Origin of the sequence: Mesorhizobium sp. LNHC252B00, assembly GCF_000502955.1 — a bacterium.
Lineage (GTDB): Bacteria > Pseudomonadota > Alphaproteobacteria > Rhizobiales > Rhizobiaceae > Mesorhizobium.
The window spans coordinates 127,429-147,908 of record NZ_AYWO01000011.1 but is presented as its reverse complement, the minus strand read 5'-3'; the positions used below and the strand labels follow the sequence as shown (position 1 = coordinate 147,908).

Here is a 20,480-nt window from a genome sequence, read left to right as displayed (position 1 = left end):
AGATCCAGGCTGTGAAATTCAACGCTCACTGAACTGTCAGCAGCTACCCTGAGCGACTATTGATCCATTCCCGATCAGAAATAATATCCTGCGTATGTTTTTGCGATTTGTTCGATCAAAAATCATCAAGGGAACGCATGCGCGCGAAGGTTTCTTTGGCGCTGCCTACGAACTGCGGGGTCAACCGGATGTCGATCGACATACGTTGGACCAGCTGGAAGATAATCTTGCCTGGTTTCGACAGAACCTCGCAATACCGCCGCGTTTCAACCTCTCAAGATCGAAGGGTTTTTACCGGAGAGAAACGACCCAAGGATTGAGCTGGTTCAAGCCAACAGCAACGGAACATTTGGCAAGGGCCTTTGATCTCACGGGGCTCCTTGCGCATCACGGGCATCATGTCGAGGTCATGAAGAGCGCTCGTCTGGGTTATGTCGTGTACGAGGACGAATACCAGATAGTTGCTGAGCCTTTTTCAGATTCGCCGACTGGTTGATCGCACTTGGCCGCATGCGCCACAATCCTAGGAATGACAGCTTTCCAACCATCTCGGCCGTTTGTGGCAACCCGTTGATTGGTTTTGACTCCAGAGTGCCTTGGCGCGGCTCAGAGTGCGCTACACCGGATGATGCACCGCAAAGTCGCTACGGCGCTTGCGCCCGTCATGCAGTTGCCAGGCCGAATGTGCGATCAGCGTCACGATCAGGATCGCACCACCAATCAGGCTGTTGCGGGTCGGTGTCTCGGCAAAGATCATCCACACCCAGACCGGCGCCAGCACGGTTTCGAGCAGGTAGAACATCGCCACTTCCGGTCCAGAAATGTATTTCGGCCCAGCGGCGAGGCAGAAGAACGAGATCGGCATGATGACGGCGCCGTTGAAGATGATCCAGCATGGCGCGTTCACGTGAAAGCCTTCGCCGCTCACCATGAAGGCTGCCAGCCCAAGCGGCAGAAGGACGCCGACGAGCGAGGTGAATCCCATGTCCTTGCCGCTGCCGCGCGAGATGGTGATGGCCACGGCGATGAAGAAGGCCGAGCACAGCGCCATGAAATCGCCGAACAACTTTCCGGTGCCGACGGAACCACCGACGATGATCAGCACGCCGAGGATCATGATCAGCATTGCGGCTATCGTCACTAGCCGCGGCCTCTCCCGCAGGAATATCCAGGACAGCAACCCCGCGAACACGGTGTTGAAGGCCAGGATGAACACCAGATCGGCGGTCGAGGTGTGATAGACAGCGGTGACGAAGGTGATCCCGGTCAGCCCATAGCAGGTCGCCACGATCAGGCCGGACCAGCCGGGGATAAGTGGCGGGGCGTTCCGGCTCAGAGCGCGCCAGACCGACCAGATGACCATCGCCGCGACGAATGTGGTGCCGGTGCGCAGCAGCATGATCGTCCAAGCGCCACCGTCGGCGAGGCGGATCAGAGGTATGTCGACAGTCAGCGTCAGCCCGCCAATGGCGGTTATCAAAAGACCCTTCTGGTGATCATGGTGAGAGAACATGGAGGAACTTTCGCAATGAAGAGCAGGCTGGCGGCCGGCCGGCGCAATGGCGCACCCTCTCCAGCCGACCGGCTGAAAGACCAGCATCTCCTGCCTTGAAACAGTTTAAGAGCGGATCGTGGAAAACTCAGCGTAAAACCGCTTCGTTGGTGTAGCGCTCCCAGCCTTTTGGGCCGAGATGCTCCTGCGGCATGAAGCGCATCTTATAATTCATCTTGCGCGAGCCGTTGACCCAGTAGCCGAGGTAGACATGGGGCAGGCCCATCGCCTTGGCGCGGGCGATGTGATCGAGGATCATGAACGTGCCGAGCGACCGCTCCTCGAAATCGGGATTGAAGTAGGAATAGACCATCGACAGGCCGTCGGCCATCTTGTCGGTGAGCGCAACCGCGATCAGCTCGCCCTGTCCCTTGCCGGTGATGAACGTGTCGGGCCCGCGCCGCCGATACTCGATCACCTTGGTGTCGACATGGGTATCCTCGACCATCATGGCATAGTCGAGCACCGTCATGTCGGACATGCCGCCACGCCGGTGGCGGGCATCGAGGTAGCTGCGGAACAGGGAATATTGCTCGGTCGAGGGCTCTGCGTTGTGCATGTAGCCGACGAGATCGGAATTGTGGTGCAGCACGCGCTTCATGTTGCGGCTGGCGACGAATTCCTGGGCGAGGATGCGTACCGAAACACAGGCACGGCAGGTTTCGCATGCCGGCCTGTAGGCGATGTTCTGCGAGCGCCGGAAGCCGCCTTGCGTCAAGAGGTCGTTCATCTCCGCGGCCTTGTCGCCGACCAGATGCGTGAACACCTTGCGCTCGAACTGGCCGTCGAGATAGGGGCACGGCGATGGCGCGGTCAGGAAGAATTGCGGCGACTGGGTCGGATGCTGCGTCATCGAGCCTTGGAAACACTCCTTCGAATCGCTCTACCTTTGGCGCGGACGGCGAAAAATTCAACAGGATTGTGAGGACGTGGTCGACTCGACGCCTTCACATTTGCGCTTTATCGGCTGCGACTGCTCTTCAGAGGGCCGTTTCAGCGGTCGGTGCGGCTGACGACCGTGCCGAGCAAAAGATCGTGCAAGGTGCGCTTGCGGTCGGAAAACAGCGTCACCAGCAGCACCAGCGGCGACAGGATGACGTTGCCGGCCCAGAACAGCACCGAATGGACGACCGCGGTGAGGCCGTCGATCGGCCTGCCGTCGAGCCGGTCGAGCCGGATGCCCATCAGCTTCATGCCCGTGGTGGCCTGATCGGCGCTGCCAAGCGTGTTCCAGATGTAGAGGATGGCGACGGCCGGCACCAGGACGCCAAACAGCATCCAGCCAAGCCCGAGGGTCAAAAGCCCGAGGAAGAACACCAGGATGGCAAACGGAATGGTGAGCAGCGCGACGATGACATAGTCGATCACGAAGGCCAGGATGCGCCGCGTGCGCACGCCGTCATAGGCCCTGACATCGTCGAGCCTGGTGGTGATGATTTCGCCGTCGAGAACGCGGGCGTTCATGTCATTTCCTCGTAACAGGGGCCCGGCATAGGATGCGGGCCGCTCAGCAATGAAATGGTGAAGACTTGTAACGGAATCAAGATCGGCCTTTTTGCGAGGCGCAAGCCCATACGCGTCAGATACAATCCGAATCGGTTGAATTTGCGGTGCGGATGGCATTAGCTTGCTGCGGCGCAACAAAGCGCTCAGGGGACGGGGCAAGATGGACTACGACATGCTGGTCATCGGCAGCGGCCCTTCCGGCCGCCGCGCCGCGGTGCAGTCGGCCAAGCTTGGCAAATCGGTTCTGGTGGTCGACCGCGGCCGGCGCCTGGGTGGTGTCTCCGTGCATACCGGCACGATCCCGTCGAAAACGCTGCGTGAAACAGTGCTCAACCTGTCCGGCTGGCGCGAGCGTGGTTTTTACGGGCGCGGCTACCGGGTCAAGCAGGATATCTCGGTCGGCGATCTGGTCGAGCGCCTGCACAAGACGCTCGACCACGAGGTCGAGGTGCTGCAGCACCAGTTCATGCGCAACACGGTCAAGAGCGCCCGCGCCGCGGTGAAATTTCTCGGCCCCAACAAGGTCAGCCTGACATCAGACACCGGCGATTACAGCGAGGTCGGTTTTGCCAACGCACTGATCGCGGTTGGCACAAGGCCGCACCGGCCGAGCGAAATACCTTTCGACAAGACCCGCGTCTTCGACAGCGATGAGATGCTGGAGCTGGATCGTTTGCCGCGCACACTGACCGTGATCGGCGCCGGCGTCATCGGTGTCGAATATGCGACGATCTTTTCCGCGCTCGACGTGCCGGTGACGCTGGTCGAACCGCGCAATTCCATCCTTGATTTCGTCGACCGCGAGATCGTCGACGATTTCATCCACCAGATGCGCGATCGCGGCATGACCATCCGGCTGGGCAGCGCGGTGAAGGAAATACGCTCCAAGCCTGATACCGCCGAGGTGGAACTGGCCGATGGCCGCACCATCCGTTCCGAGGTCGTGCTCTACGCGGCCGGCCGCACCGGCAATGTCGGCAGCCTTGGCCTGGATGTCGTCGGTATCGACGCCGACTCCAGAGGACGTATCAAGGTCGATCCGCAATCCTTCCAGACCAGCGTGCCCAACATCTATGCCGCCGGCGACGTCATTGGTTTTCCAAGCCTCGCCTCGACTTCGATGGAGCAGGGCAGGGTGGCGGCCTGCCATGCGTTCGGCGTGCCCTTGCCGCCGCCACCGGAAACATTTCCCTACGGCATCTATGCGGTGCCGGAAATCTCGACCGTCGGCCAGTCCGAGGAACAGGTGCGCGAGAGCGGTGCCGCCTATGAGGTCGGCGTGGCGCGTTTTCGCGAGACCTCGCGCGGCCACATCATGGGCGTCAACACCGGTTTCCTGAAGCTGTTGTTCTCGATCGAAACGCGCCGCCTGCTCGGCGCGCATATCGTCGGCGAGGGCGCCACCGAGCTCATTCACATCGGCCAGGCGGTGATCAATCTCGGTGGCACCGTCGACTTCTTCGTCAACAACACCTTCAATTATCCGACGCTCGCCGAAGCCTACAAGATCGCCGGGCTGGACGCCTGGAACAGGATGGGACGAGGGTAGGCAGGCTGGTCATGCTGGTGAGGCAGTCAGCCTGCCTGCGCCGCCGCCGCCGATCCCGACAGCCATTGCCGGACGATCACCGCGTCGGCGCTGCCGAATTCGTGACCGGATGGAACAATCCGGGCATCGATCTCGGCGCCGTGCTGGCTGAGCAGCGTGACGAGTGCCGGCGCGAAGGGCGCGTAGGTGAGATCCGCCGCGCCGGCGATCATCAGTACCCGTACCTTTGACAAATCCGTCGCCGGCACGCCATCGAGCACCGGCATCGGCCGCAGCAGTGCGGCGCGTTCGACCAGGCCGGGATGCAGCAGCATCAGGCTCGAAACCAGATTGGCGCCGTTCGAATAGCCAAGGAAAGTCGTGCGGGAAAGGTCGAGGTTGTGGCGCGCGGCCACGTCGGTGACGAAGCCCGCAAAGGCATCCGTTTCGGTGCGGATGCTCTGCTGTTCGAAGCGCGTCGGCGTGATGCGCGAGAACCAGCGGAAACCATCCTCCTGGACGACGCGGCCGCGCACCGCGATCAGCATGGCACGCGGCGCTGTCTCTCGTGCCAGCGGTACCAATGTCGTCTCGTCGACGCCCGAACCATGCAGCAGGAAGAAGCATTCGCCGGTTGAATCCGCCGGGCAGTAAAGGCGATAGGGGAAGGCGAGATCACGCTGTAACGCACCATCTTGTGAGGTCTCTTCAGTCATGCCTCATCCTTTTGATTTCATGATGACTTCGGTCAGTTTGCCGGCTTCAAAACGTAATATTTTCAAGCTCCGCGAAAGTTGATTGAACCGGGCGCACTACAGTCCGTTTCTTCGCCGATAATAGTCCTTCGGGAGGAATCGAAGCGGTGCGCCGGGGGTCGCATTGCCGGTATGAACAACCAGCTTTGAGGCCTTTTTGTCGATGACCACCCAGATTTCCCCAGACCGCGATTCGCGTGTCCCGGACCGCGAAATGCGTGTCCCGGACCGCGAAATGCGTGTCCCGGACCGCGACACCCGTATCGATGTGATCCGCGCTCTCGCTCTGCTGACCATCTTTGTCGACCATGTGCCGGGTACCGCCTTCGAGTATCTGACTTACAAGAATTTCGGCTTTTCGGATGCGGCGGAGGTCTTCGTGCTGATCTCCGGCATCTCGGTCGCGCTCGCTTACGGGAAGAAATTCCAGCCTGGAAACCGGCTGCTGGCAACGTTGAAGATGTGGCGCCGCGCCGGTGTGCTCTACGCCGCCCACATCGTCACCACCATGGTGGTGATGGCGATCTTCTGCGCCGCGGCGGTGTTCGCCAGGCGACCGGAGCTTTTGACGATGATCAACATCGAGCCGTTGATCAAGAATGCGCCGCAAGTGCTGATCGGCATCGTGACGCTTGGCCACCAGCTCGGCTACAACAACATCCTGCCGGTCTATACGGTGCTGCTCTTGCTGGCGCCGCTTTTCCTGCTCTTCGTCAGCTATCGGCCGGTCTTGGCACTGGTTGCTTCCGGCGCGCTGTGGCTGGTCGCGGGAATTTACCAGATTGCTCCGCCTAACTATCCCGAGCCCGGCTTCTGGTTCCTCAACCCGCTGTCATGGCAGTTCCTTTTCAACATCGGCCTGGCAGGCACGCTGCATGTGCGTCGCGGTGGCACCATCCCGGTCAATCGCTGGCTGGTCGGTGCCGCCTTGGCTTACACTGCTGTGGCGCTGGTCTGGGTGCACAGCCCGCTCTGGGGGCATCTCTCCTGGTTTGGCCTGCCTCCGGTGCTGACCGGCTTCGACAAGACGTTCCTGTCACTGCCGAGGCTGCTGCATATATTGGCGGTGAGCTACCTGATCGTGGCATTCCCGGCCATCTCGAACCTGTTCCGCGCCGGGCGCGATCATCCGCTTGCCATACTGGGCAAAAGATCGCTGCCGGTTTTCATTGCCGGCACGGTGCTCGCAATGGCGGCGCAGGTGCTGAAGCTGATCAATCCCGGCGGGTTTGCCTATGACAGCCTGCTGATATCAGCCGGCATCGCCATGCAGTTCGCGCTCGCCTACTATCTCGAATGGATTTCGGGCCTTGGCTGGTCCGGCAAAAGCAGGCCGGCTCGCAACGTGGCACCGCCCCTCCATCCGTCCTTCAGTATGTCGATGGCGGCAAGAATGGGCCGGTGATGGGCGTTGAGGCGTCAGGCGGGTGAGGGGCCGGATGAGGCCCGCACCACGAGGTCGACCGGCAGCAATTGCCGGCTGAACGAGCCGTCATTTTCAAGGATCGCCTTGACGGCAAGGCGGCCCATCTCGGCGATGGGCTGGACGATTGTGGTCAGGGGCGGCTTGGAAACCGCTCCTTCCGGGACGCCGTCGAAGCCGACGATCGAAACATCGCCCGGTACAGTCATGTCATGCTGCCGTAGCCAGTCCAGCGCATGGAGCGCTATCCTGTCCGACATGGCCAGGATGGCAGTCGGTGTCTCGGCGGCGGCGAAAATATGATCGAGGCCCGCCCAAACGCTCTCCTCGTTATTTTCCGTCTCGTAGATCGGCACGCGCGAGACGTCGATGTCGACGCGCGAGAGTTCCGCGAAGTAGCCACGCAGGCGGTCGCGCGTGCCGGAATAGAGAGCCTTCTCCATCTGCTCCTGCGTGGTCGGACCGAAGCCGGAATCGGCGTATGGCAGGGCAAGCACGGCAAAGCGACGATGCCCGAGCTCGGTCAGATGGCGCGCCGCCAGGCTTGCCCCGGCGATATTGTCCACGCCGATCGCCGCGACCGCCTCGTCGTCGTCTGAATCGAGATCGAGTGCGACAAAGGGGAGTTTGCGGTCGCGCGCCAGTTCGACCAGCTTTGAACCGCCCTCGACGCAGAAGACGATAAAGCCATCGACAAGCGCACTCTGGATGTTCCAGGCAAGCTGTTCGCTGTTGGCGGCCGAGACCAGCGAGATCCCCGCACCGGTCGCGTCACAGGCCTGCGAGATGCTGGCCATCATCACCCGGGCGAAAGGGTCTTCGAAGAAATAGGACAACGGTTCCGCGGTGGCGACGCCGATGGCGTTCACCTTGCCGGCGCGCAGCAGCCGACCCTTGGGGTCAGGTCCGCCATATCCCATTGCCTCGGCTGCCGCCTTGACCCGATCGCGAACCTCCTCGCGCACGATCTCCGGGCGGGCGAACACATTGGAGGCGGTGCCGTGCGACACGCCGGCCGCCTTTGCAATGTCTGCCAGCCGCACCGGTCTTGTCTTTGCAGAGGTCAATGGCGCCATCTCCGTCTCCCTGAATTCATCCCATCTAACACTTTCGTTGGATCGGTTCAAATTTTGGCTTGATGGCAGGCCAGACGAAGTGTATGTTTGAATCGATCCAATGAATGATGCTGCTGTTGATTGGATCGATTCAAGTAGGAAGGTGTGTCATGCATCCCGTCAATTTTCTATTCGAAGACATCTACCGCAACGACTGGAGCGTCTCGTCAGACGCAGCGAGGCGGAGGCGCCGTGCCACCTCCAGCCCATGGGTTCGCGAGTTGCGGTTCCTTGTGGAGCGCAAGCGGAGCTGATCGGCGCTACATTTTCGTGGCGACCGATTGGATCGATTCAAGCGTTGAAAGGAGTGCACATCATGCATCCCGTGAGCTATCTGTTCGAAGACATCTACCGCAACTACTGGGGCATCGCGCCGGCGTCCGAGCGGCCGGCGGCGCGTCGGTTGGCGAGGCTGCGACGCCCAAATCGCGAATTGCTCATCCAGCCCGAACGCCGGCAGGACTAATTGCTGCGCAGACGCTGGCGCAGGCCTGGTATCGGGCAGGGGCCAGGGGCGTCAGGAACGCGCGCGCGCTAGCGCCGATGCAGCGATTGTTAGCCAGCCGACGACGAGCAAGGTGCCGCCGATCGGCGCCGACAGCGGGAATAGCCGTGAGCCGAGGAAGTCGCGGGCCAGCAGGTCGCTGCAAAACAAGAGCAGGCCAACCAGCAGGGTCAGGCTTCCCATTCGCAGGATCCGGTTCGCGCCAAGCAATCCAGCGGCGAGGAAGACCGGCGCATGCATGAGCAGGAAGGATGCGGCGGTGCCGACGAAGGCTCCGCCCAGATGCGCCGCCGCGGCCGACAGCGCCACTCCGGCGGCGCCACAGAGACCGCCGGCCAGGACGAGGATACGGCTGCTGTTGCCGGAAAACTGCTCGGCTGTCATGTCCAGGGCTCCGTGATGCGCCAACCCCGTCAGGGCTTGCCGGCATCGGCAAGCATGTCCTGCTCGCGGCGCGATTGCGCCAGCCAATTATACACCGCACCGCCGGCCATCAAGACCGATGTGCCCAGAAACACCGAGCGCATGCCGAAATGGCCACCGGCAAAGCCGCCAAGCAAGGGACCGGCGACCTGCCCGACATACTGGGCGGAGATCGACAGCCCGAGCACATTGCCGCCGACACCATCGGGAACATTGTGGCGGATGACGCTGGTGATGCAGGGTAAGAGGCCGCCCAGCGCCAGGCCCATCAGGAAGCGTAGGCCGATGAGTTGCCAGCTCTGCGTCACGAAGGCCTGCGGGATCAGCAGCAGCGCGGACACGGCAAGCGCGCCGATGACGACGTTCCAGTGACCGATGCGGTCTGCGAGCTTGCCAAGACGCGAAGCCGACAGGATGGCGCCAAGCGCGGCCGCAGACATGACGACGCCTGATATCAACGTCACGCGGCTTTGGTCTTCGACGAGCTGCTGCACGTAGACGGTGATGATCGGCTCGATCGACATGGTGGCGAAACTCAACAGCATGCCGGTCGCCAGCATGGCGATAACAGGACGCTTGTCCGGTATTTGCGCCCAGCCACCTTTCGGCTTCTGCTTCGCAGCTGCGTCTGCTGGTTTCGGCCGGGGATTTTCCTTGATCAGAAACGTGGTCGCAAGGAACGCCAGGAAGATGACGCCGCCTGACAGGAGAAAGGTCGCGCGAATGCCGATCACCGGCGGCAGGGCGCCGCCAACCAGCGGGCCGACCAATGCACCACCGGTGATGCCGGCCGACAGCAGGCCCAAGGCCCAGCCGGAGCGCTCCTTCGGCGTTTGCATGGCGACGAGGATGGTCGACCCCGAGGAATAGCCGCCGGCAAAACCGATCAGCAGCCGCAGCAGCACCAATTGCCAGACCGTCTGCACCATACCGGTCAGCGACATGCATATGGCCATGCCGAAGCTGGCGCGAACCAGCATCACCTTGCGGCCGTAGAGGTCGCCGAGACGTCCCCAGAGCGGCGCTACCAGCGCCGCAGCGAGGAACGTCGCTCCATAGGCAATCCCCGACCATTGCACGATTGCCGCGTGACCCTCGGCGCCCAACTGCTCGATATAGAGCGGCAGGAACGGCAGAAGCAGCGTCATGGCGACGAGTGTGGAGAACGAACCGGCAAAACACACGAACAGATTGCGCCGCCAGTGGATGTTGTAGGTGCTGTCGGTCGCCGGGGGCGCGTTCTGAGGCATGACATATGTCCTGTCCGAGCAACGCGGAGTTACGGGTTGCTGCGGATACCAAGTTGGGATACCAATATGGTACTCGTCATGGACGCAAGCCTGGCCGCTGTCAATGCAACCTGTCCACAGTGATCGGGAACAGCAATTGGCAAGCGGTCCGAAGCGGCCAGAAAATGGAAACGACAATGTCGCAGATGCAGAGCGTCGAAAAACAGCTTCGACAGATGATCCTGGGCCTCGAGATCGGCCCCGGCGAGAAGCTGACCGAGCGCTGGATCGAAAGCCGCTTCGGTGCGTCGCGAACCCCGGTCAGGGCAGCACTTCTGCGGCTCGAGACCGAGGGCCTGGTCGGCAGGGACGGGCGTGGCTGGACGGTGTCTCCGATCAATTTGGCTGAACTCGAGCAGATCGCCGTCTATAGGGAGGCTGTCGAGGTCGCGGCACTTCGCCTGTCATGCGGCTTGGTGGACCGCAGCGCCGTCGATGTCATCGAGGCGATGCTCGAATCCTGCGACAAAGACACGCCACGCGAGGAATGGCATCGCGTCGGCATGGATTTCCACATCGAACTGGCGCGTCTGTCGGGCAATGATTTCCTGTTCCGGGCGGTCCGCGATGCCATGACGCGCCTCTCGCGGGCGCGCTGGCTGGAGGTTCGCAACGAAGCTGCACTCAGCCGCGCCTGGGCCGAACATCGCGCCATACTGGCGGCGGCACGTGTTGGCGATGCCGATGAAGCCGCGCGCCTGCTTTCGGGCCATATCGTCGGCAGCCGCGAGCGACTGGTGACGTCGCTGGCCAACGATCGCCGCGGTCTTCGTGCCAGAGGCTTTGCCGTCGTCCCCGCTTAAGGCGTGGGGTAGGGGACGCAAAAAGCGGCGTCTGGACCTATGCGCACTTTCGGCCTCGCTTCACAGACGCCGATGGCGTAAGGAGCGGCGATGGAAAACAACCGATTTGAAACACCTGTGACTGTGAAGTCAGCCGCAGCGGGAAGCACTCAGCTCTTGCGCACGGTGCGTGAGGCTTCCGACTACCTCCTCAACAGCTGGCCCGGCAAGCGCAGCCCCAAGCACCGCGCGGCGCTGCAGGCGTGCCACGATGCGCTGGCGGGTGACAAGCCGGCCATGAACGCCAGGCGCGCCTTCATTGCGGCAGCGCGCGAAGTGGATGTCTTTGTCAGCGACAAGGCGCCAGCCTGATATGCAAGCGCCCCTGATACGAGCGCGATAATCTAGGCAGACAATCTGGACTGTGGCGCGGCCCGCTTTCGCGGGNCTTTCGCGGGCCGCTTGCCGTCACTTTTCGGTGTCGGTCTCGGTTTCGGTCTCGTCCTCGGGCTTCGAACGTTCTCTCGCCGCAACCTTGGCCGCCAGCTTCTCGGCCTTCTTGGCCGCCTTCTGGCGGTCGCGTTCCTTGCGTTCCTGATCGTAATTTGGTGGTCGCGCCATATCGGCTCCTTTTCACTGCTGGACCGGTTCGTCGTTTCACGGAAACGCAGAAGCGCTCCAGCTCTTTGTTTGGCGCAATCCCCTAGGAGAAAGCGCACGCGCTTTTTTCCGGGAAAACCGTTTCACACTTTTCCTGGAATTGCTTTTAGCGGCTCTGGTCCTGCCTAGGAGCATTAGCCGTCAAACACAACAGCTGAAGCGATAGTCCCCGGGCCGTTCGCGTCGATGATGGCCGGGGCTTGCAAGATGCGGGGCTTGCAAGATGCGCGGCACGATGATGTAGGGAGAGCCGGGATGCCAAGGTATCCAACATATTGAGCGCTGCCCGTTTGTTTTGATCAAGTGAACTATGGCCACGATTCCCCGAACGACGGCGAAGGTTTTCTATTACGCGCGAAACGTCTTGCGCGACATCGCTCCACAGGCACTCTTCCGCCGACGGTTGGCGGGCCGTCTCGAACAGGCCAGACTCACGGATGAGGTGGTGCAGCGGCGGCTGAACTATTACAACAAGCTGTACGACGCGTTTACGCCCAGCCCTGCCGCGGTGCGGATCGACAAGCTGCCGTCCACGCCGACCATGTACTATTACGACCTCAAGGAATTTGCCCGCTATTTCGATCCGGCATTGCTCGTCGACAGCGAATTCGGCGACGTCATCGAGGTGCCGAAGGTGCCGTCGCTCGTCAAGGATCGGCCGATCCGCGCTGACGACAAAAATGCGGTGATCATGAAATTCAACAAGTTCCGGCACTTCCACATGCCGGCCGATACAACAGCATTCGCCGACAAGCGCCCGACCGTGGTCTGGCGCGGCGATCTCAACAATCCCAAACGGACAAGATTTATCGACGCTGTGCGTGACTTGCCGTTCTGCGACGCCGGCTCGCACAAGCCAAACGCGCCGGCCGAATACAGCAAGCCTTTTCTCAGCGTCAGCCAGCAGCTGCTTTACCGCTACATTGTCTCGATCGAAGGCAACGACGTGGCGACCAACCTCAAATGGATCCTGAATTCGAATTCGCTCTGCCTGATGCCGCCGCCGACATACGAGACATGGTTTGCGGAAAGGCAACTTGAGGCTGGTGTCCACTATGTGCCGCTCGACCCGGATTTCGCCGATGTCGCCGATAAGGTGCGTTATTTCGAACGACACCCGGCCGAGGCGCAACGCATTATCGCAGCGGCAAATGCCTATTGCCGCCAATTCTCCAACCAGCAGCACGAGCAGGCGATCTCGCTGCTCGTGCTCTACAAATATTTTGTCCTCAGCGGCCAGATCGAGCCTGATCCCGAGGTCTGGCGCTTTATCCAGAGTTAGAGCGTCGCGGGCTTTGGCGCCGAATTTCGCTCGTCAGATGCCGCTTCGGTCAATCACCAGATCGGCGGGGCCGAAGCGGTCCTTTGCCGTCAGCTGCTGGTGCCAGTAGGGATAGAGCAAGGGCGGCCGGCTGACCGCGTCGAGGCGACCGCGTTCGTCGCCGGTGAGCACCAGGCTCGCCGCCGCGATGTTGTCCCTGAACTGCGCTTCGGTCCTGCCGCCGATCACCAGCGAACTGACCGCCGGCCGGCCGAGCAGCCAGGCCAGTGCCACCTGCGCCGCCGACACACCGCGCTGCGTGCCGATCTCGACAAGCACGTCGACGATCCGCCACAGCCGGTCCTCGTCGCGGATCGGCGGTTCGGACCAGCCGGCGAGCTGGCGGGCGGTGGGGCTGTCGCGGCGGTATTTGCCGGACAGCAATCCGCCGGCAAGCGGGCTCCAGACCAGAACGCCCAGCCCCTGGTCGACGGAAATCGGCAGCAATTCATACTCCGCCTCGCGCGCTTCCAGCGTGTAGTGGATCTGCTGGGTGACGAAGCGCGGCTGGTGATGGCTGTCGCTGATGCCGAGCGCCTTCATCACCTGCCAGCCGGAATAGTTGGAACAGCCGACATAACGGATCTTGCCCTGGGCAACCAGCGTGTCGAGCGCGGCGATGGTTTCTTCCAGCGGCGTCACGCCATCCCATTCGTGCAGGAAGTAGATGTCGATGACGTCGGTCTTGAGCCGCTTCAGGCTCTTCTCGCATTCGCGGATCAGGTGATGGCGCGACAGGCCCTCATCGTTGGGACCTTTGCCGATCCGCATCCGTGCCTTCGATGCGATCAACACGTCGCCCTTGCGCTTGCCGCCGAGGGCTTCGCCAATGATCTCTTCCGAAATGCCGTTCGAATAGACATTGGCGGTGTCGATGACGTTGATGCCGGCATCGATGCAGAGGTCGATCATCCGGCGCGCCTCGTCGAGGTCGGTCTTGCCGACCGCCGAAAACGCGCCGGCGCCGCCGAAAGTCATGGTGCCCATGGTCAGCGTCGAAACCTTCAAGCCGGAACGGCCGAGAGTGCGGTATTCCATGTCAGATCCTCGTGATTGCATTGGGAAAGGGGCTGGGGAGGGGTGCCCCGAATGTGACTGCTATTTGTAGGACAATTTGAGCGGCTTGTCGCCATGCCACGACGACGGATCGATCATGCCTCACGGGATTTGCAGCGGCGACGTCACGTTCCAGGCTGCAATAAAACCGTCATTGCCGGCCTATATTGAAGTCGGCTCAGGTGTTGCCGCTCCGAGACGCAAGCCAGCAACTAGGGGCGCCGACGTGGACCGACAGAGCTTGCAAGCGGAGCAACTGATATGACCGAGCTAAAGCAGAATTCTCCTGCCAGGGACTGGCTTGAAGCCGAGCTCGCCGACACGCTCGACGAGGACTATGAGCTCGAAATATCGGAGCCGGCGCTGTCGATGGAGATCGCCAAGATCTACAAGAACGCGCATCCGCCCTCGATTGAACGCATGCAGTATTTTCGCGACTTGATCACCTTGCAGTCCGAACTGATCAAGCTGCAGTCCTGGGTCGCCTACCACAAGAAAAAGCTGGTGGTGATCTTCGAGGGACGCGATTCGGCCGGCAAGGGCGGCGTCATCAAGCGCATCACCCAGCGGCTCAACCCGCGCATCTGCCGTGTCGTGGCACTGCCGGCGCCGACCGAGCGCGAGAAGTCGCAATGGTATTTCCAGCGTTATGTCCCGCATCTGCCGGCCGGCGGCGAAATCGTGCTGTTCGACCGCTCCTGGTACAACCGCTCGGGCGTCGAACGGGTAATGGGCTTTGCCCAGCCCGATCAGGTCGAAGAATTCTTCCGCGACGTGCCGGAGTTCGAGCGCATGCTGGTCCGCTCGGGCATCACCGTCGTCAAATACTGGTTCTCGATCACCGACGAGGAACAGCAGATGCGCTTTCTGATGCGCATCCACGATCCCATGAAGCAGTGGAAACTGTCGCCGATGGACCTGCAGTCGCGTGTGCGCTGGGAACAGTACACCAAGGCCAAGGAAGAAACTTTCATCCGGACCAACATCCCGGAAGCCCCTTGGTTCATCGTCGAGGGCAACGACAAGAAGCGGGCGCGGCTGAACTGCATCGACCACCTGCTCAAGCAAATGCCATATGAGGAGGTGCCGCACGAGGAGATCACGCTGCCCGAGCGCGTCTTCAACCCCGAATACGAGCGCCAGACGCTACCGCGCGAACTCTACGTGCCGGAGAAGTATTGAGATAGGGGGAGATTGGCTCTCCACCTAAGCCCGCTTAATGGTGACGTGCGTGGCGAGCGGCGTCGCAACTTGCTCGCTGCAGACATAGCCGAGCTTGACCATGTCCAGGCCGCCAAAAAGGTTCTCGCCCGTACCGAGCAGCACCGGCGCGATCGCCAGATGCATCTCATCGATCAGCTTCTCCTGGAGATATTGCTGGATGGTGGCGACGCCGCCGCCCACCCGCACGTCCTTGCCATTAGCCGCTGCTTTTGCCTGTTCAAGTGCCGAATGGATGCCGTCGGTGATGAAATAGAAGGTCGTGCCGCCCTCCATGACGATCGGTTCGCGCTTGTGATGGGTCAACACGAAAACCGGCACATGGTAGGGCGGGTTATCGCCCCACCAGCCCTTCCAGCTGTCATCGGGCCATTCGCCGCGGATCGGTCCGAACATGTTGCGGCCGAGGATCCATGCGCCGACATTCTCGAAACTGCGCGCCGCGAACGCCTCGTTTATATCGGTGGTGCCGCCATCTTGTCCGAGCACCATCTCACGGAAGGTGCGAGTGTCGACAAACCACTTGTGCAAGGATTCCCCACCGACGCCGAGCGGATTTTGCAGATCCTGATCGGGACCGGCGCCATAGCCGTCGAGCGATAGGGTGAAAGCGTTGACACGAAGTTTGGGCATGCGAGCCTCCTCTCAATAACCAGTTGCACTTCACAATCAGTTTTCTTATAGCAAACTGATTGTGAAGTGCAAATGGTATTCTAGGGCGACGATCGGACTGTCGGCTCTGAAGACAAGCCAGCGGCCTCGCTGGCGAGAACCGGTCGTTGCTGCCGCGCTAGTTACACGCGGTAGTTACATGTGCAGACAAGAAAGATCCGGCGGTCACGTTGCGCAAAAATGCTCCTTCTGGATGCGATAGCGTATGACGAGATAAATCTCACACTTCCCCGACTCGAAACAGGATGCCCCCGCAGCCTGGCTGCTGGCCACAATTATTGGCGCCGCGATGCTTCGAGCATGCGTTCGACAGCAAGACGTAGTGGCGGCAGGCTGTCGGTCACTACAGCCCACACTATCCTTCCGGAGGGCTTGTGATATTCGTGACGCAAAATGTTGCCTGCGGTGGCAGCTGCGATGCCGTACAAGGCTTCTATGATTTCGGCTAGAATCGGTCGATCCGGCGCACTGCCATCAGAATATGCGCACAGCAGATCGTTCGATATCGGCCTTCAACATGGGATTAAGGCTGTCACGGGTGGTGATATCGATCTCCGCTGACATCTTCTCTTCAAGAAATTGCTTGATGCCGACCAGATCGATCAGCGAAAAGTGCCTTGAAGGATCATAATCGATGAAGAGGTCGAGATCGCTGTCGGGCCCTGCGTCGCCCCGCAAAGTCGATCCGAAGAGATAAAGCGAAGTCGCGCCCATGCCTTTGATGGCATCTGCATTTCTCTGCAACCGCTCTATGACCTCATTCCTGCTCATGAATTCATTCTAACGGATTGCGTTAAAATTCCAAAACGACTTAGCGGTCTATCCCTTCAACAGCTTCGCCACTTCGGGGGCGAAGTAGGTGAGGATGCCGTCGCAGCCGGCGCGCTTGAAGGCCAGCAGGCTTTCAAGCATCGCCTTCTCGCCATCGATCCAGCCATTGGCGGCAGCGGCCTTGATCATCGAATATTCGCCGGACACCTGGTAGGCGAAGGTCGGCATCTGGAATTCGTCCTTCAGCCGCCGGATGATGTCGAGATAGGGCAGGCCGGGCTTGACCATCAGCATGTCGGCGCCTTCCGCGACGTCCTGTTCGGCCTCGCGCACCGCCTCGTCGGAATTGGCATGGTCGATGTAATAGGTCTTCTTGTCGCCCTTGAGCAGGCCGGCGGTGCCGACCGCCTCGCGATAGGGGCCGTAGAAGGCCGAGGCGAACTTAGTCGCGTAGGACATGATCGCCACGTCCTGGAAACCGTTGGCGTCCAGCGCGTCGCGGATAGCGCCGATGCGGCCGTCCATCATGTCGGACGGTGCGATGATGTCGGCGCCGGCCGCCGCCTGGATGACGGCCGCGGCGGTCACCTGTTCCACCGTCTCGTCGTTGACGACGATGCCGTCGCGCAGGATGCCGTCATGGCCGTGGCTGGTGAACGGGTCGAGCGCGGCGTCGGTGATGATGCCGATCTCCGGCACCGCGTCCTTGATCGCGCGGGTGGCGCGGTTGATGACGTTGTTGGGGTCGAGGATGTGCGAGCCGGTCTGGTCGCGCAGCGAGATGTCGACATTCGGGAAGGTGGCGAGTGCGGGAATACCGAGCTTTGCCGCGCGTTCGGCCTCCTTGACCGCGAGATCGATCGACAACCGGAAGACGCCCGGCATGGCGGCGATCGGCTCGCGCACTTGTCTGCCGTCAACGACGAAGATCGGCCAGATCAGATCATCGACCGAGAGCCTGTTCTCCTGCACCAGACGGCGCGACCAGTCGGCCTTGCGCATGCGGCGCAAGCGGCGGCTGCCGGTGATGTCGTCGACGCTGCGAGCGCCGGCTGGCTTTGCGGGGGTGAATTTGTTCATCGCCAAAACTCCAGATCGGCGGCTTTTATCACGAGCCCTTGCCGCTGACCAATGCGACACGTTTGTGCCAGCAGATCGCCCGGAGGGCAGCACGGCCTGTCAAGGCGATCCATTGCCCGAAAGGATCTGAGCAGCACCCCGCATGGCGACACGAAACGCTTCATCGAAACTAACGCCGCGCACTTGCCAATGATAGGTCTTCCCGTCCGCTTTAAGCCGCCAATCGGCGATCCAGCCGAGGTCCTTGTCGCTCCACACGATGCTGCCGGCCAAGACTTGGCGGCTGCCGATACTTCTTGCAACATTGCCTAGCAGTTCGGGTGAGATAGGACCCACCTCTTCGAAAGTGAGTCCGGCCTTGGCGAGCGTGGCCTTGTTCGGAACGACAATCGACATCGCCATGGAGCCGGCGGCCGATTGAAAAGACTCTATCATGTACGGATTTTCGTTCCCATCACTGGCAAGGACGAAATGTCGGCGCGAGTCGTCTACAGCCAGGACGATGGAGAGCGCCGGCCGTTCGGTCAGCCAGGGCTTGCTGCCGAGCGAAGCCAGAACCGGGTCGATCGTCGCCGGCGTGTACTGGCAATAAAGGTCATGCGGCCGGTCATGAGTACCTTGCTCGTCATGAACCGGAATGCCTTCCATGCGGTCGCGGTAACGGAAGCCGGTGACGAAGCTGCCGGCCTTGTCGCGCAGTGCCGTCATCTCTGGTTTTTCCAGCAGGCGTTGGTCGCCGGAAACCCGGACCAGGACCTCATCGAGGCAGATCTTGAAACCTGCCTGGCGGTTTGGCTCGCCCTGGCCAGTGACGATCGTTTGGGATTTATAGAGATCGTCGATATCAGCCGCCTTGGCCAGACCGTTGGCGGCGCAGATGGCCAGCAGGCCACCCAGAACAAGGGCAAGGCGCAAAAACCGCCGCATGTCTTACCGTCCGGTTCGAGGCTGTCAGCCACTCTCTAGCATCGGCTGCCGCCGGTGGCCAAGACGACGCTGGCGGCCCAGTTTTAACTTATCCTGGATCCGGACACGGCTGCGTCTTCGACGAATGTCCTGAAGTCGGTTGGAGGGTCCAATGCTGATGCGCACCAATTTGGCTGGGCCGCAAAGGATGGCCTCTTTCTGCCCTCGAGATCCAAACTGACCCCGACCGGCAGGGCTTGGCATTGACGCGCCCATGCGCCACGCTCTAGCACTTCAATCCCGGCGGCGCGGGAGAAGGGATTCTTTCACGATGGATTTTGGCGGCGGCGACGAGATCCGCTTCGAACATCTGGGCCGGGCCGGCGTCATTACGCTGACGCGGCCGCAGGCGCTCAATGCCTTGACGCATCGCATGATCAGGGCGCTCGACGCTGCCCTTTCCGCCTGGGAAGCCGACCAGGGCGTCGATATCGTCGTCGTCAAGGCCGAGTGCAGGGCCTTTTCGGCAGGCGGCGACATACTGCATATCTATGAGACCGGCCGGGCGGGAAAACCGCCGGTCGATTTCTTCGCCGACGAATACCGGCTCAACGCCCGCATCAGCAGCTTCAGGAAACCCTATGTCGCGCTCATCGACGGCATCGTCATGGGCGGGGGCGTCGGCATCTCGTTCCACGGCTCGCACCGGGTGATGACCGAAAATGCCCAGTTCGCCATGCCGGAGGTCGGCATCGGCTTTTTCCCGGATGTCGGCGCCAGCCACCTGCTGCCCGATCTCGGTGGCTCGTTCGGGATGTATCTGGCGCTGACGGGCAATCGTATCCGCTATGGCGATGCGCTGTGGTCGGGGCTGGCTACCCACACCATCAAGGCCGAGGATCAGGGCACCTTCCTCGAACGGCTGACGTTGACCGGCGATCCGGAATTGGTGCTGCGCGACTTCTTCTCTCACGCAGGGCGAGAGACCGACAGGCCGACGCTGGAGGCGATATCTCGCCATTTTTCGCAACCATCCTTGAAACGCGTCATCGACAGCCTGGAGCGCGCGGCGGACACTGACGAGTTCGCCGCTAAGACGCTGGCGACGATCCGCACTCGCTCGCCGACCAGCCTGCGCGTCGCCTGGCGCCAGATCAGCGCCGGGCTGACGCTGTCCATGGACGCTTGCATGAAAATGGAGTTCCGCATCCTCAACAGGATGCTTGCCGGCCACGATTTCTACGAGGGCATCCGCGCCGCCGTCATCGACAAGGACGCAAAACCGCAATGGCGTCCGGCTAGCCTCGATGCGATCAGCGAGGCGGATGTCGACGCCTATTTCGCTCCGCTTGGGGAACGGGAGCTCGTGCTTTGAGCGATGTGACCTCAAGACGCGTCGTGCTGCAGCCTTCCGGGGTGGAGGTGATCTTTGCCTGGTTTCAGCGGGTCATATCAGCTTACTGCCTGCTGTTCGGCATTCTGTACTGGATCAAGCTGATCGGCTTCTATCCGGGCCCGCTGTGGCGTTTCGACCTGATGCCCGTGCACTGGCAAGTCGCCGCCGTGGTGCTCGCCGTTTTCTTTCCCTTCGCCGCTGCGGGCCTGTGGATGCTGGCGTCCTGGGGCCCGGTGATCTGGTTCATTTGCGCGGCGACCGAGACAGTGATGTATGCCGGGTTTCCCGAGCTTTTCGGCCATCACCTGCTGATTGTCGTCTCGCATGCCGCAGTGGCGGTGCTTTACATCGTCTTCCGCGTCATCATCTACCTGCAGAAGCGCCCCGTCCGCCACTAAGCCCTTGAGCACATTGGCGACCTGGCGGCTGCCTGAATTCAGCCCCGAAATCACTGCCGAAATCTTTAGGTTAATTATCCTTGCTCGGGTGACCGTTCGTTAAGCCTCTTTCGAAACCTAT

The 20,480-nt window shown here is 61.2% G+C and carries 23 protein-coding genes; 10 read left to right on the top strand and 13 right to left on the bottom strand.

Annotated elements, in window-relative coordinates:
- Positions 1-94: 94 nt before the first annotated feature.
- Positions 95-496 carry a hypothetical protein gene (locus X744_RS1000000172135; RefSeq protein WP_023759932.1) on the top strand — a complete coding sequence of 134 codons (402 nt, stop codon included), beginning with the start codon at positions 95-97 and terminating at the stop codon, positions 494-496.
- A gap of 120 nt (positions 497-616) precedes the next feature.
- Here the strand turns inward: X744_RS1000000172135 and X744_RS153810 are convergent, their stop codons facing one another.
- From X744_RS153810 to X744_RS153820, 3 genes are all read right to left on the bottom strand, one after another.
- Positions 617-1,513 carry a DMT family transporter gene (locus tag X744_RS153810; RefSeq protein ID WP_023759931.1) on the bottom strand — a complete coding sequence of 299 codons (897 nt, stop codon included), beginning with the start codon at positions 1,511-1,513 and terminating at the stop codon, positions 617-619.
- Between the two features lie 127 nt (positions 1,514-1,640).
- Complete coding sequence (locus X744_RS153815) at positions 1,641-2,405, bottom strand: arginyltransferase (RefSeq protein ID WP_023759930.1); 765 nt, start codon at positions 2,403-2,405, stop codon at positions 1,641-1,643.
- 140 nt (positions 2,406-2,545) lie between these two features.
- Entirely contained in the window at positions 2,546-3,016 is a 471-nt protein-coding gene (locus tag X744_RS153820; RefSeq protein WP_023759929.1) for an RDD family protein, read from the bottom strand.
- A gap of 202 nt (positions 3,017-3,218) precedes the next feature.
- Here X744_RS153820 and sthA point away from each other — a divergent pair, with 202 nt between their 5' ends.
- Positions 3,219-4,607, top strand: a complete 1,389-nt coding sequence (gene sthA, locus X744_RS153825; RefSeq protein WP_023759928.1) for a Si-specific NAD(P)(+) transhydrogenase — start codon at positions 3,219-3,221, stop codon at positions 4,605-4,607.
- Between the two features lie 26 nt (positions 4,608-4,633).
- Here sthA and X744_RS153830 read toward each other — a convergent pair whose 3' ends face one another.
- Complete coding sequence (locus X744_RS153830; RefSeq protein WP_023759927.1) at positions 4,634-5,302, bottom strand: alpha/beta hydrolase; 669 nt, start codon at positions 5,300-5,302, stop codon at positions 4,634-4,636.
- Between the two features lie 253 nt (positions 5,303-5,555).
- Here X744_RS153830 and X744_RS153835 point away from each other — a divergent pair, with 253 nt between their 5' ends.
- On the top strand, positions 5,556-6,746 hold the full coding sequence (locus tag X744_RS153835; RefSeq protein ID WP_245266659.1) for an OpgC family protein: 1,191 nt from the start codon (positions 5,556-5,558) through the stop codon (positions 6,744-6,746).
- Positions 6,747-6,760: 14 nt separating this feature from the next.
- Here X744_RS153835 and X744_RS153840 read toward each other — a convergent pair whose 3' ends face one another.
- Complete coding sequence (locus X744_RS153840; protein ID WP_023759925.1) at positions 6,761-7,840, bottom strand: substrate-binding domain-containing protein; 1,080 nt, start codon at positions 7,838-7,840, stop codon at positions 6,761-6,763.
- A 355-nt stretch (positions 7,841-8,195) separates the two neighbouring features.
- Here X744_RS153840 and X744_RS1000000172125 point away from each other — a divergent pair, with 355 nt between their 5' ends.
- Positions 8,196-8,345, top strand: a complete 150-nt coding sequence (locus X744_RS1000000172125) for a hypothetical protein (protein WP_023759923.1) — start codon at positions 8,196-8,198, stop codon at positions 8,343-8,345.
- A 51-nt stretch (positions 8,346-8,396) separates the two neighbouring features.
- Here X744_RS1000000172125 and X744_RS153845 read toward each other — a convergent pair whose 3' ends face one another.
- Both X744_RS153845 and X744_RS153850 read right to left on the bottom strand, forming a co-directional pair.
- Positions 8,397-8,768: a DUF423 domain-containing protein gene (locus X744_RS153845; protein WP_031260359.1), complete on the bottom strand. Its 372-nt coding sequence runs from the start codon at positions 8,766-8,768 to the stop codon at positions 8,397-8,399.
- Positions 8,769-8,797: 29 nt separating this feature from the next.
- Positions 8,798-10,057, bottom strand: coding sequence for a multidrug efflux MFS transporter (locus X744_RS153850; RefSeq protein ID WP_023759921.1), 1,260 nt, complete (start codon positions 10,055-10,057; stop codon positions 8,798-8,800).
- Between the two features lie 176 nt (positions 10,058-10,233).
- Between X744_RS153850 and X744_RS153855 the strand changes: the two genes are divergently transcribed.
- Positions 10,234-10,899, top strand: coding sequence for a GntR family transcriptional regulator (locus X744_RS153855; RefSeq protein WP_023759920.1), 666 nt, complete (start codon positions 10,234-10,236; stop codon positions 10,897-10,899).
- A 90-nt stretch (positions 10,900-10,989) separates the two neighbouring features.
- Positions 10,990-11,250: a DUF982 domain-containing protein gene (locus X744_RS153860; protein ID WP_023759919.1), complete on the top strand. Its 261-nt coding sequence runs from the start codon at positions 10,990-10,992 to the stop codon at positions 11,248-11,250.
- A 96-nt stretch (positions 11,251-11,346) separates the two neighbouring features.
- Here X744_RS153860 and X744_RS1000000172120 read toward each other — a convergent pair whose 3' ends face one another.
- The gene (locus tag X744_RS1000000172120; RefSeq protein ID WP_023759918.1) at positions 11,347-11,499 is read right to left on the bottom strand and encodes a hypothetical protein; all 153 of its coding nucleotides are present in this window, start codon (positions 11,497-11,499) and stop codon (positions 11,347-11,349) included.
- A 349-nt stretch (positions 11,500-11,848) separates the two neighbouring features.
- On the opposite strand from X744_RS1000000172120, the gene X744_RS153865 reads away from it, so the two are divergent.
- Positions 11,849-12,820: a glycosyl transferase family 90 gene (locus X744_RS153865; RefSeq protein WP_023759917.1), complete on the top strand. Its 972-nt coding sequence runs from the start codon at positions 11,849-11,851 to the stop codon at positions 12,818-12,820.
- A gap of 33 nt (positions 12,821-12,853) precedes the next feature.
- Here the strand turns inward: X744_RS153865 and X744_RS153870 are convergent, their stop codons facing one another.
- The gene (locus tag X744_RS153870) at positions 12,854-13,897 is read right to left on the bottom strand and encodes an aldo/keto reductase (RefSeq protein WP_023759916.1); all 1,044 of its coding nucleotides are present in this window, start codon (positions 13,895-13,897) and stop codon (positions 12,854-12,856) included.
- A 279-nt stretch (positions 13,898-14,176) separates the two neighbouring features.
- On the opposite strand from X744_RS153870, the gene ppk2 reads away from it, so the two are divergent.
- Positions 14,177-15,097: a polyphosphate kinase 2 gene (ppk2, locus tag X744_RS153875; RefSeq protein WP_023759915.1), complete on the top strand. Its 921-nt coding sequence runs from the start codon at positions 14,177-14,179 to the stop codon at positions 15,095-15,097.
- A 24-nt stretch (positions 15,098-15,121) separates the two neighbouring features.
- On the opposite strand, the gene X744_RS153880 is transcribed toward ppk2, so the two are convergent.
- From X744_RS153880 to X744_RS153895, 4 genes are all read right to left on the bottom strand, one after another.
- Positions 15,122-15,769, bottom strand: coding sequence for a dihydrofolate reductase family protein (locus X744_RS153880; protein WP_023759914.1), 648 nt, complete (start codon positions 15,767-15,769; stop codon positions 15,122-15,124).
- 513 nt (positions 15,770-16,282) lie between these two features.
- Positions 16,283-16,579: a nucleotidyltransferase gene (locus tag X744_RS153885; protein ID WP_023759913.1), complete on the bottom strand. Its 297-nt coding sequence runs from the start codon at positions 16,577-16,579 to the stop codon at positions 16,283-16,285.
- Between the two features lie 48 nt (positions 16,580-16,627).
- Positions 16,628-17,659, bottom strand: a complete 1,032-nt coding sequence (hemB, locus tag X744_RS153890; protein ID WP_023759912.1) for a porphobilinogen synthase — start codon at positions 17,657-17,659, stop codon at positions 16,628-16,630.
- 99 nt (positions 17,660-17,758) lie between these two features.
- Positions 17,759-18,586 carry a DUF2066 domain-containing protein gene (locus tag X744_RS153895; RefSeq protein ID WP_023759911.1) on the bottom strand — a complete coding sequence of 276 codons (828 nt, stop codon included), beginning with the start codon at positions 18,584-18,586 and terminating at the stop codon, positions 17,759-17,761.
- Positions 18,587-18,896: 310 nt separating this feature from the next.
- On the opposite strand from X744_RS153895, the gene X744_RS153900 reads away from it, so the two are divergent.
- Both X744_RS153900 and X744_RS153905 read left to right on the top strand, forming a co-directional pair.
- Complete coding sequence (locus tag X744_RS153900) at positions 18,897-19,940, top strand: enoyl-CoA hydratase/isomerase family protein (protein WP_023759910.1); 1,044 nt, start codon at positions 18,897-18,899, stop codon at positions 19,938-19,940.
- Positions 19,937-20,359 carry a DUF6163 family protein gene (locus X744_RS153905; protein WP_023759909.1) on the top strand — a complete coding sequence of 141 codons (423 nt, stop codon included), beginning with the start codon at positions 19,937-19,939 and terminating at the stop codon, positions 20,357-20,359. The genes X744_RS153900 and X744_RS153905 overlap by 4 nt, the downstream gene beginning before the upstream one ends.
- Positions 20,360-20,480: the final 121 nt, after the last annotated feature.

Excerpts from the sequence above, each read along its gene's own strand:
- X744_RS1000000172135 (WP_023759932.1), top strand. The coding sequence starts at position 95 with ATGTTTTTGCGATTTGTTCGATCAAAAATCATCAAGGGAACGCATGCG.
- X744_RS153810 (WP_023759931.1), bottom strand. The coding sequence starts at position 1,513 with ATGTTCTCTCACCATGATCACCAGAAGGGTCTTTTGATAACCGCCATT.
- X744_RS153815 (WP_023759930.1), bottom strand. The coding sequence starts at position 2,405 with ATGACGCAGCATCCGACCCAGTCGCCGCAATTCTTCCTGACCGCGCCA.
- X744_RS153820 (WP_023759929.1), bottom strand. The coding sequence starts at position 3,016 with ATGAACGCCCGCGTTCTCGACGGCGAAATCATCACCACCAGGCTCGAC.
- sthA (WP_023759928.1), top strand. The coding sequence starts at position 3,219 with ATGGACTACGACATGCTGGTCATCGGCAGCGGCCCTTCCGGCCGCCGC.
- X744_RS153830 (WP_023759927.1), bottom strand. The coding sequence starts at position 5,302 with ATGACTGAAGAGACCTCACAAGATGGTGCGTTACAGCGTGATCTCGCC.
- X744_RS153835 (WP_245266659.1), top strand. The coding sequence starts at position 5,556 with ATGCGTGTCCCGGACCGCGAAATGCGTGTCCCGGACCGCGACACCCGT.
- X744_RS153840 (WP_023759925.1), bottom strand. The coding sequence starts at position 7,840 with ATGGCGCCATTGACCTCTGCAAAGACAAGACCGGTGCGGCTGGCAGAC.
- X744_RS1000000172125 (WP_023759923.1), top strand. The coding sequence starts at position 8,196 with ATGCATCCCGTGAGCTATCTGTTCGAAGACATCTACCGCAACTACTGG.
- X744_RS153845 (WP_031260359.1), bottom strand. The coding sequence starts at position 8,768 with ATGACAGCCGAGCAGTTTTCCGGCAACAGCAGCCGTATCCTCGTCCTG.
- X744_RS153850 (WP_023759921.1), bottom strand. The coding sequence starts at position 10,057 with ATGCCTCAGAACGCGCCCCCGGCGACCGACAGCACCTACAACATCCAC.
- X744_RS153855 (WP_023759920.1), top strand. The coding sequence starts at position 10,234 with ATGTCGCAGATGCAGAGCGTCGAAAAACAGCTTCGACAGATGATCCTG.
- X744_RS153860 (WP_023759919.1), top strand. The coding sequence starts at position 10,990 with ATGGAAAACAACCGATTTGAAACACCTGTGACTGTGAAGTCAGCCGCA.
- X744_RS1000000172120 (WP_023759918.1), bottom strand. The coding sequence starts at position 11,499 with ATGGCGCGACCACCAAATTACGATCAGGAACGCAAGGAACGCGACCGC.
- X744_RS153865 (WP_023759917.1), top strand. The coding sequence starts at position 11,849 with ATGGCCACGATTCCCCGAACGACGGCGAAGGTTTTCTATTACGCGCGA.
- X744_RS153870 (WP_023759916.1), bottom strand. The coding sequence starts at position 13,897 with ATGGAATACCGCACTCTCGGCCGTTCCGGCTTGAAGGTTTCGACGCTG.
- ppk2 (WP_023759915.1), top strand. The coding sequence starts at position 14,177 with ATGACCGAGCTAAAGCAGAATTCTCCTGCCAGGGACTGGCTTGAAGCC.
- X744_RS153880 (WP_023759914.1), bottom strand. The coding sequence starts at position 15,769 with ATGCCCAAACTTCGTGTCAACGCTTTCACCCTATCGCTCGACGGCTAT.
- X744_RS153885 (WP_023759913.1), bottom strand. The coding sequence starts at position 16,579 with ATGAGCAGGAATGAGGTCATAGAGCGGTTGCAGAGAAATGCAGATGCC.
- hemB (WP_023759912.1), bottom strand. The coding sequence starts at position 17,659 with ATGAACAAATTCACCCCCGCAAAGCCAGCCGGCGCTCGCAGCGTCGAC.
- X744_RS153895 (WP_023759911.1), bottom strand. The coding sequence starts at position 18,586 with ATGCGGCGGTTTTTGCGCCTTGCCCTTGTTCTGGGTGGCCTGCTGGCC.
- X744_RS153900 (WP_023759910.1), top strand. The coding sequence starts at position 18,897 with ATGGATTTTGGCGGCGGCGACGAGATCCGCTTCGAACATCTGGGCCGG.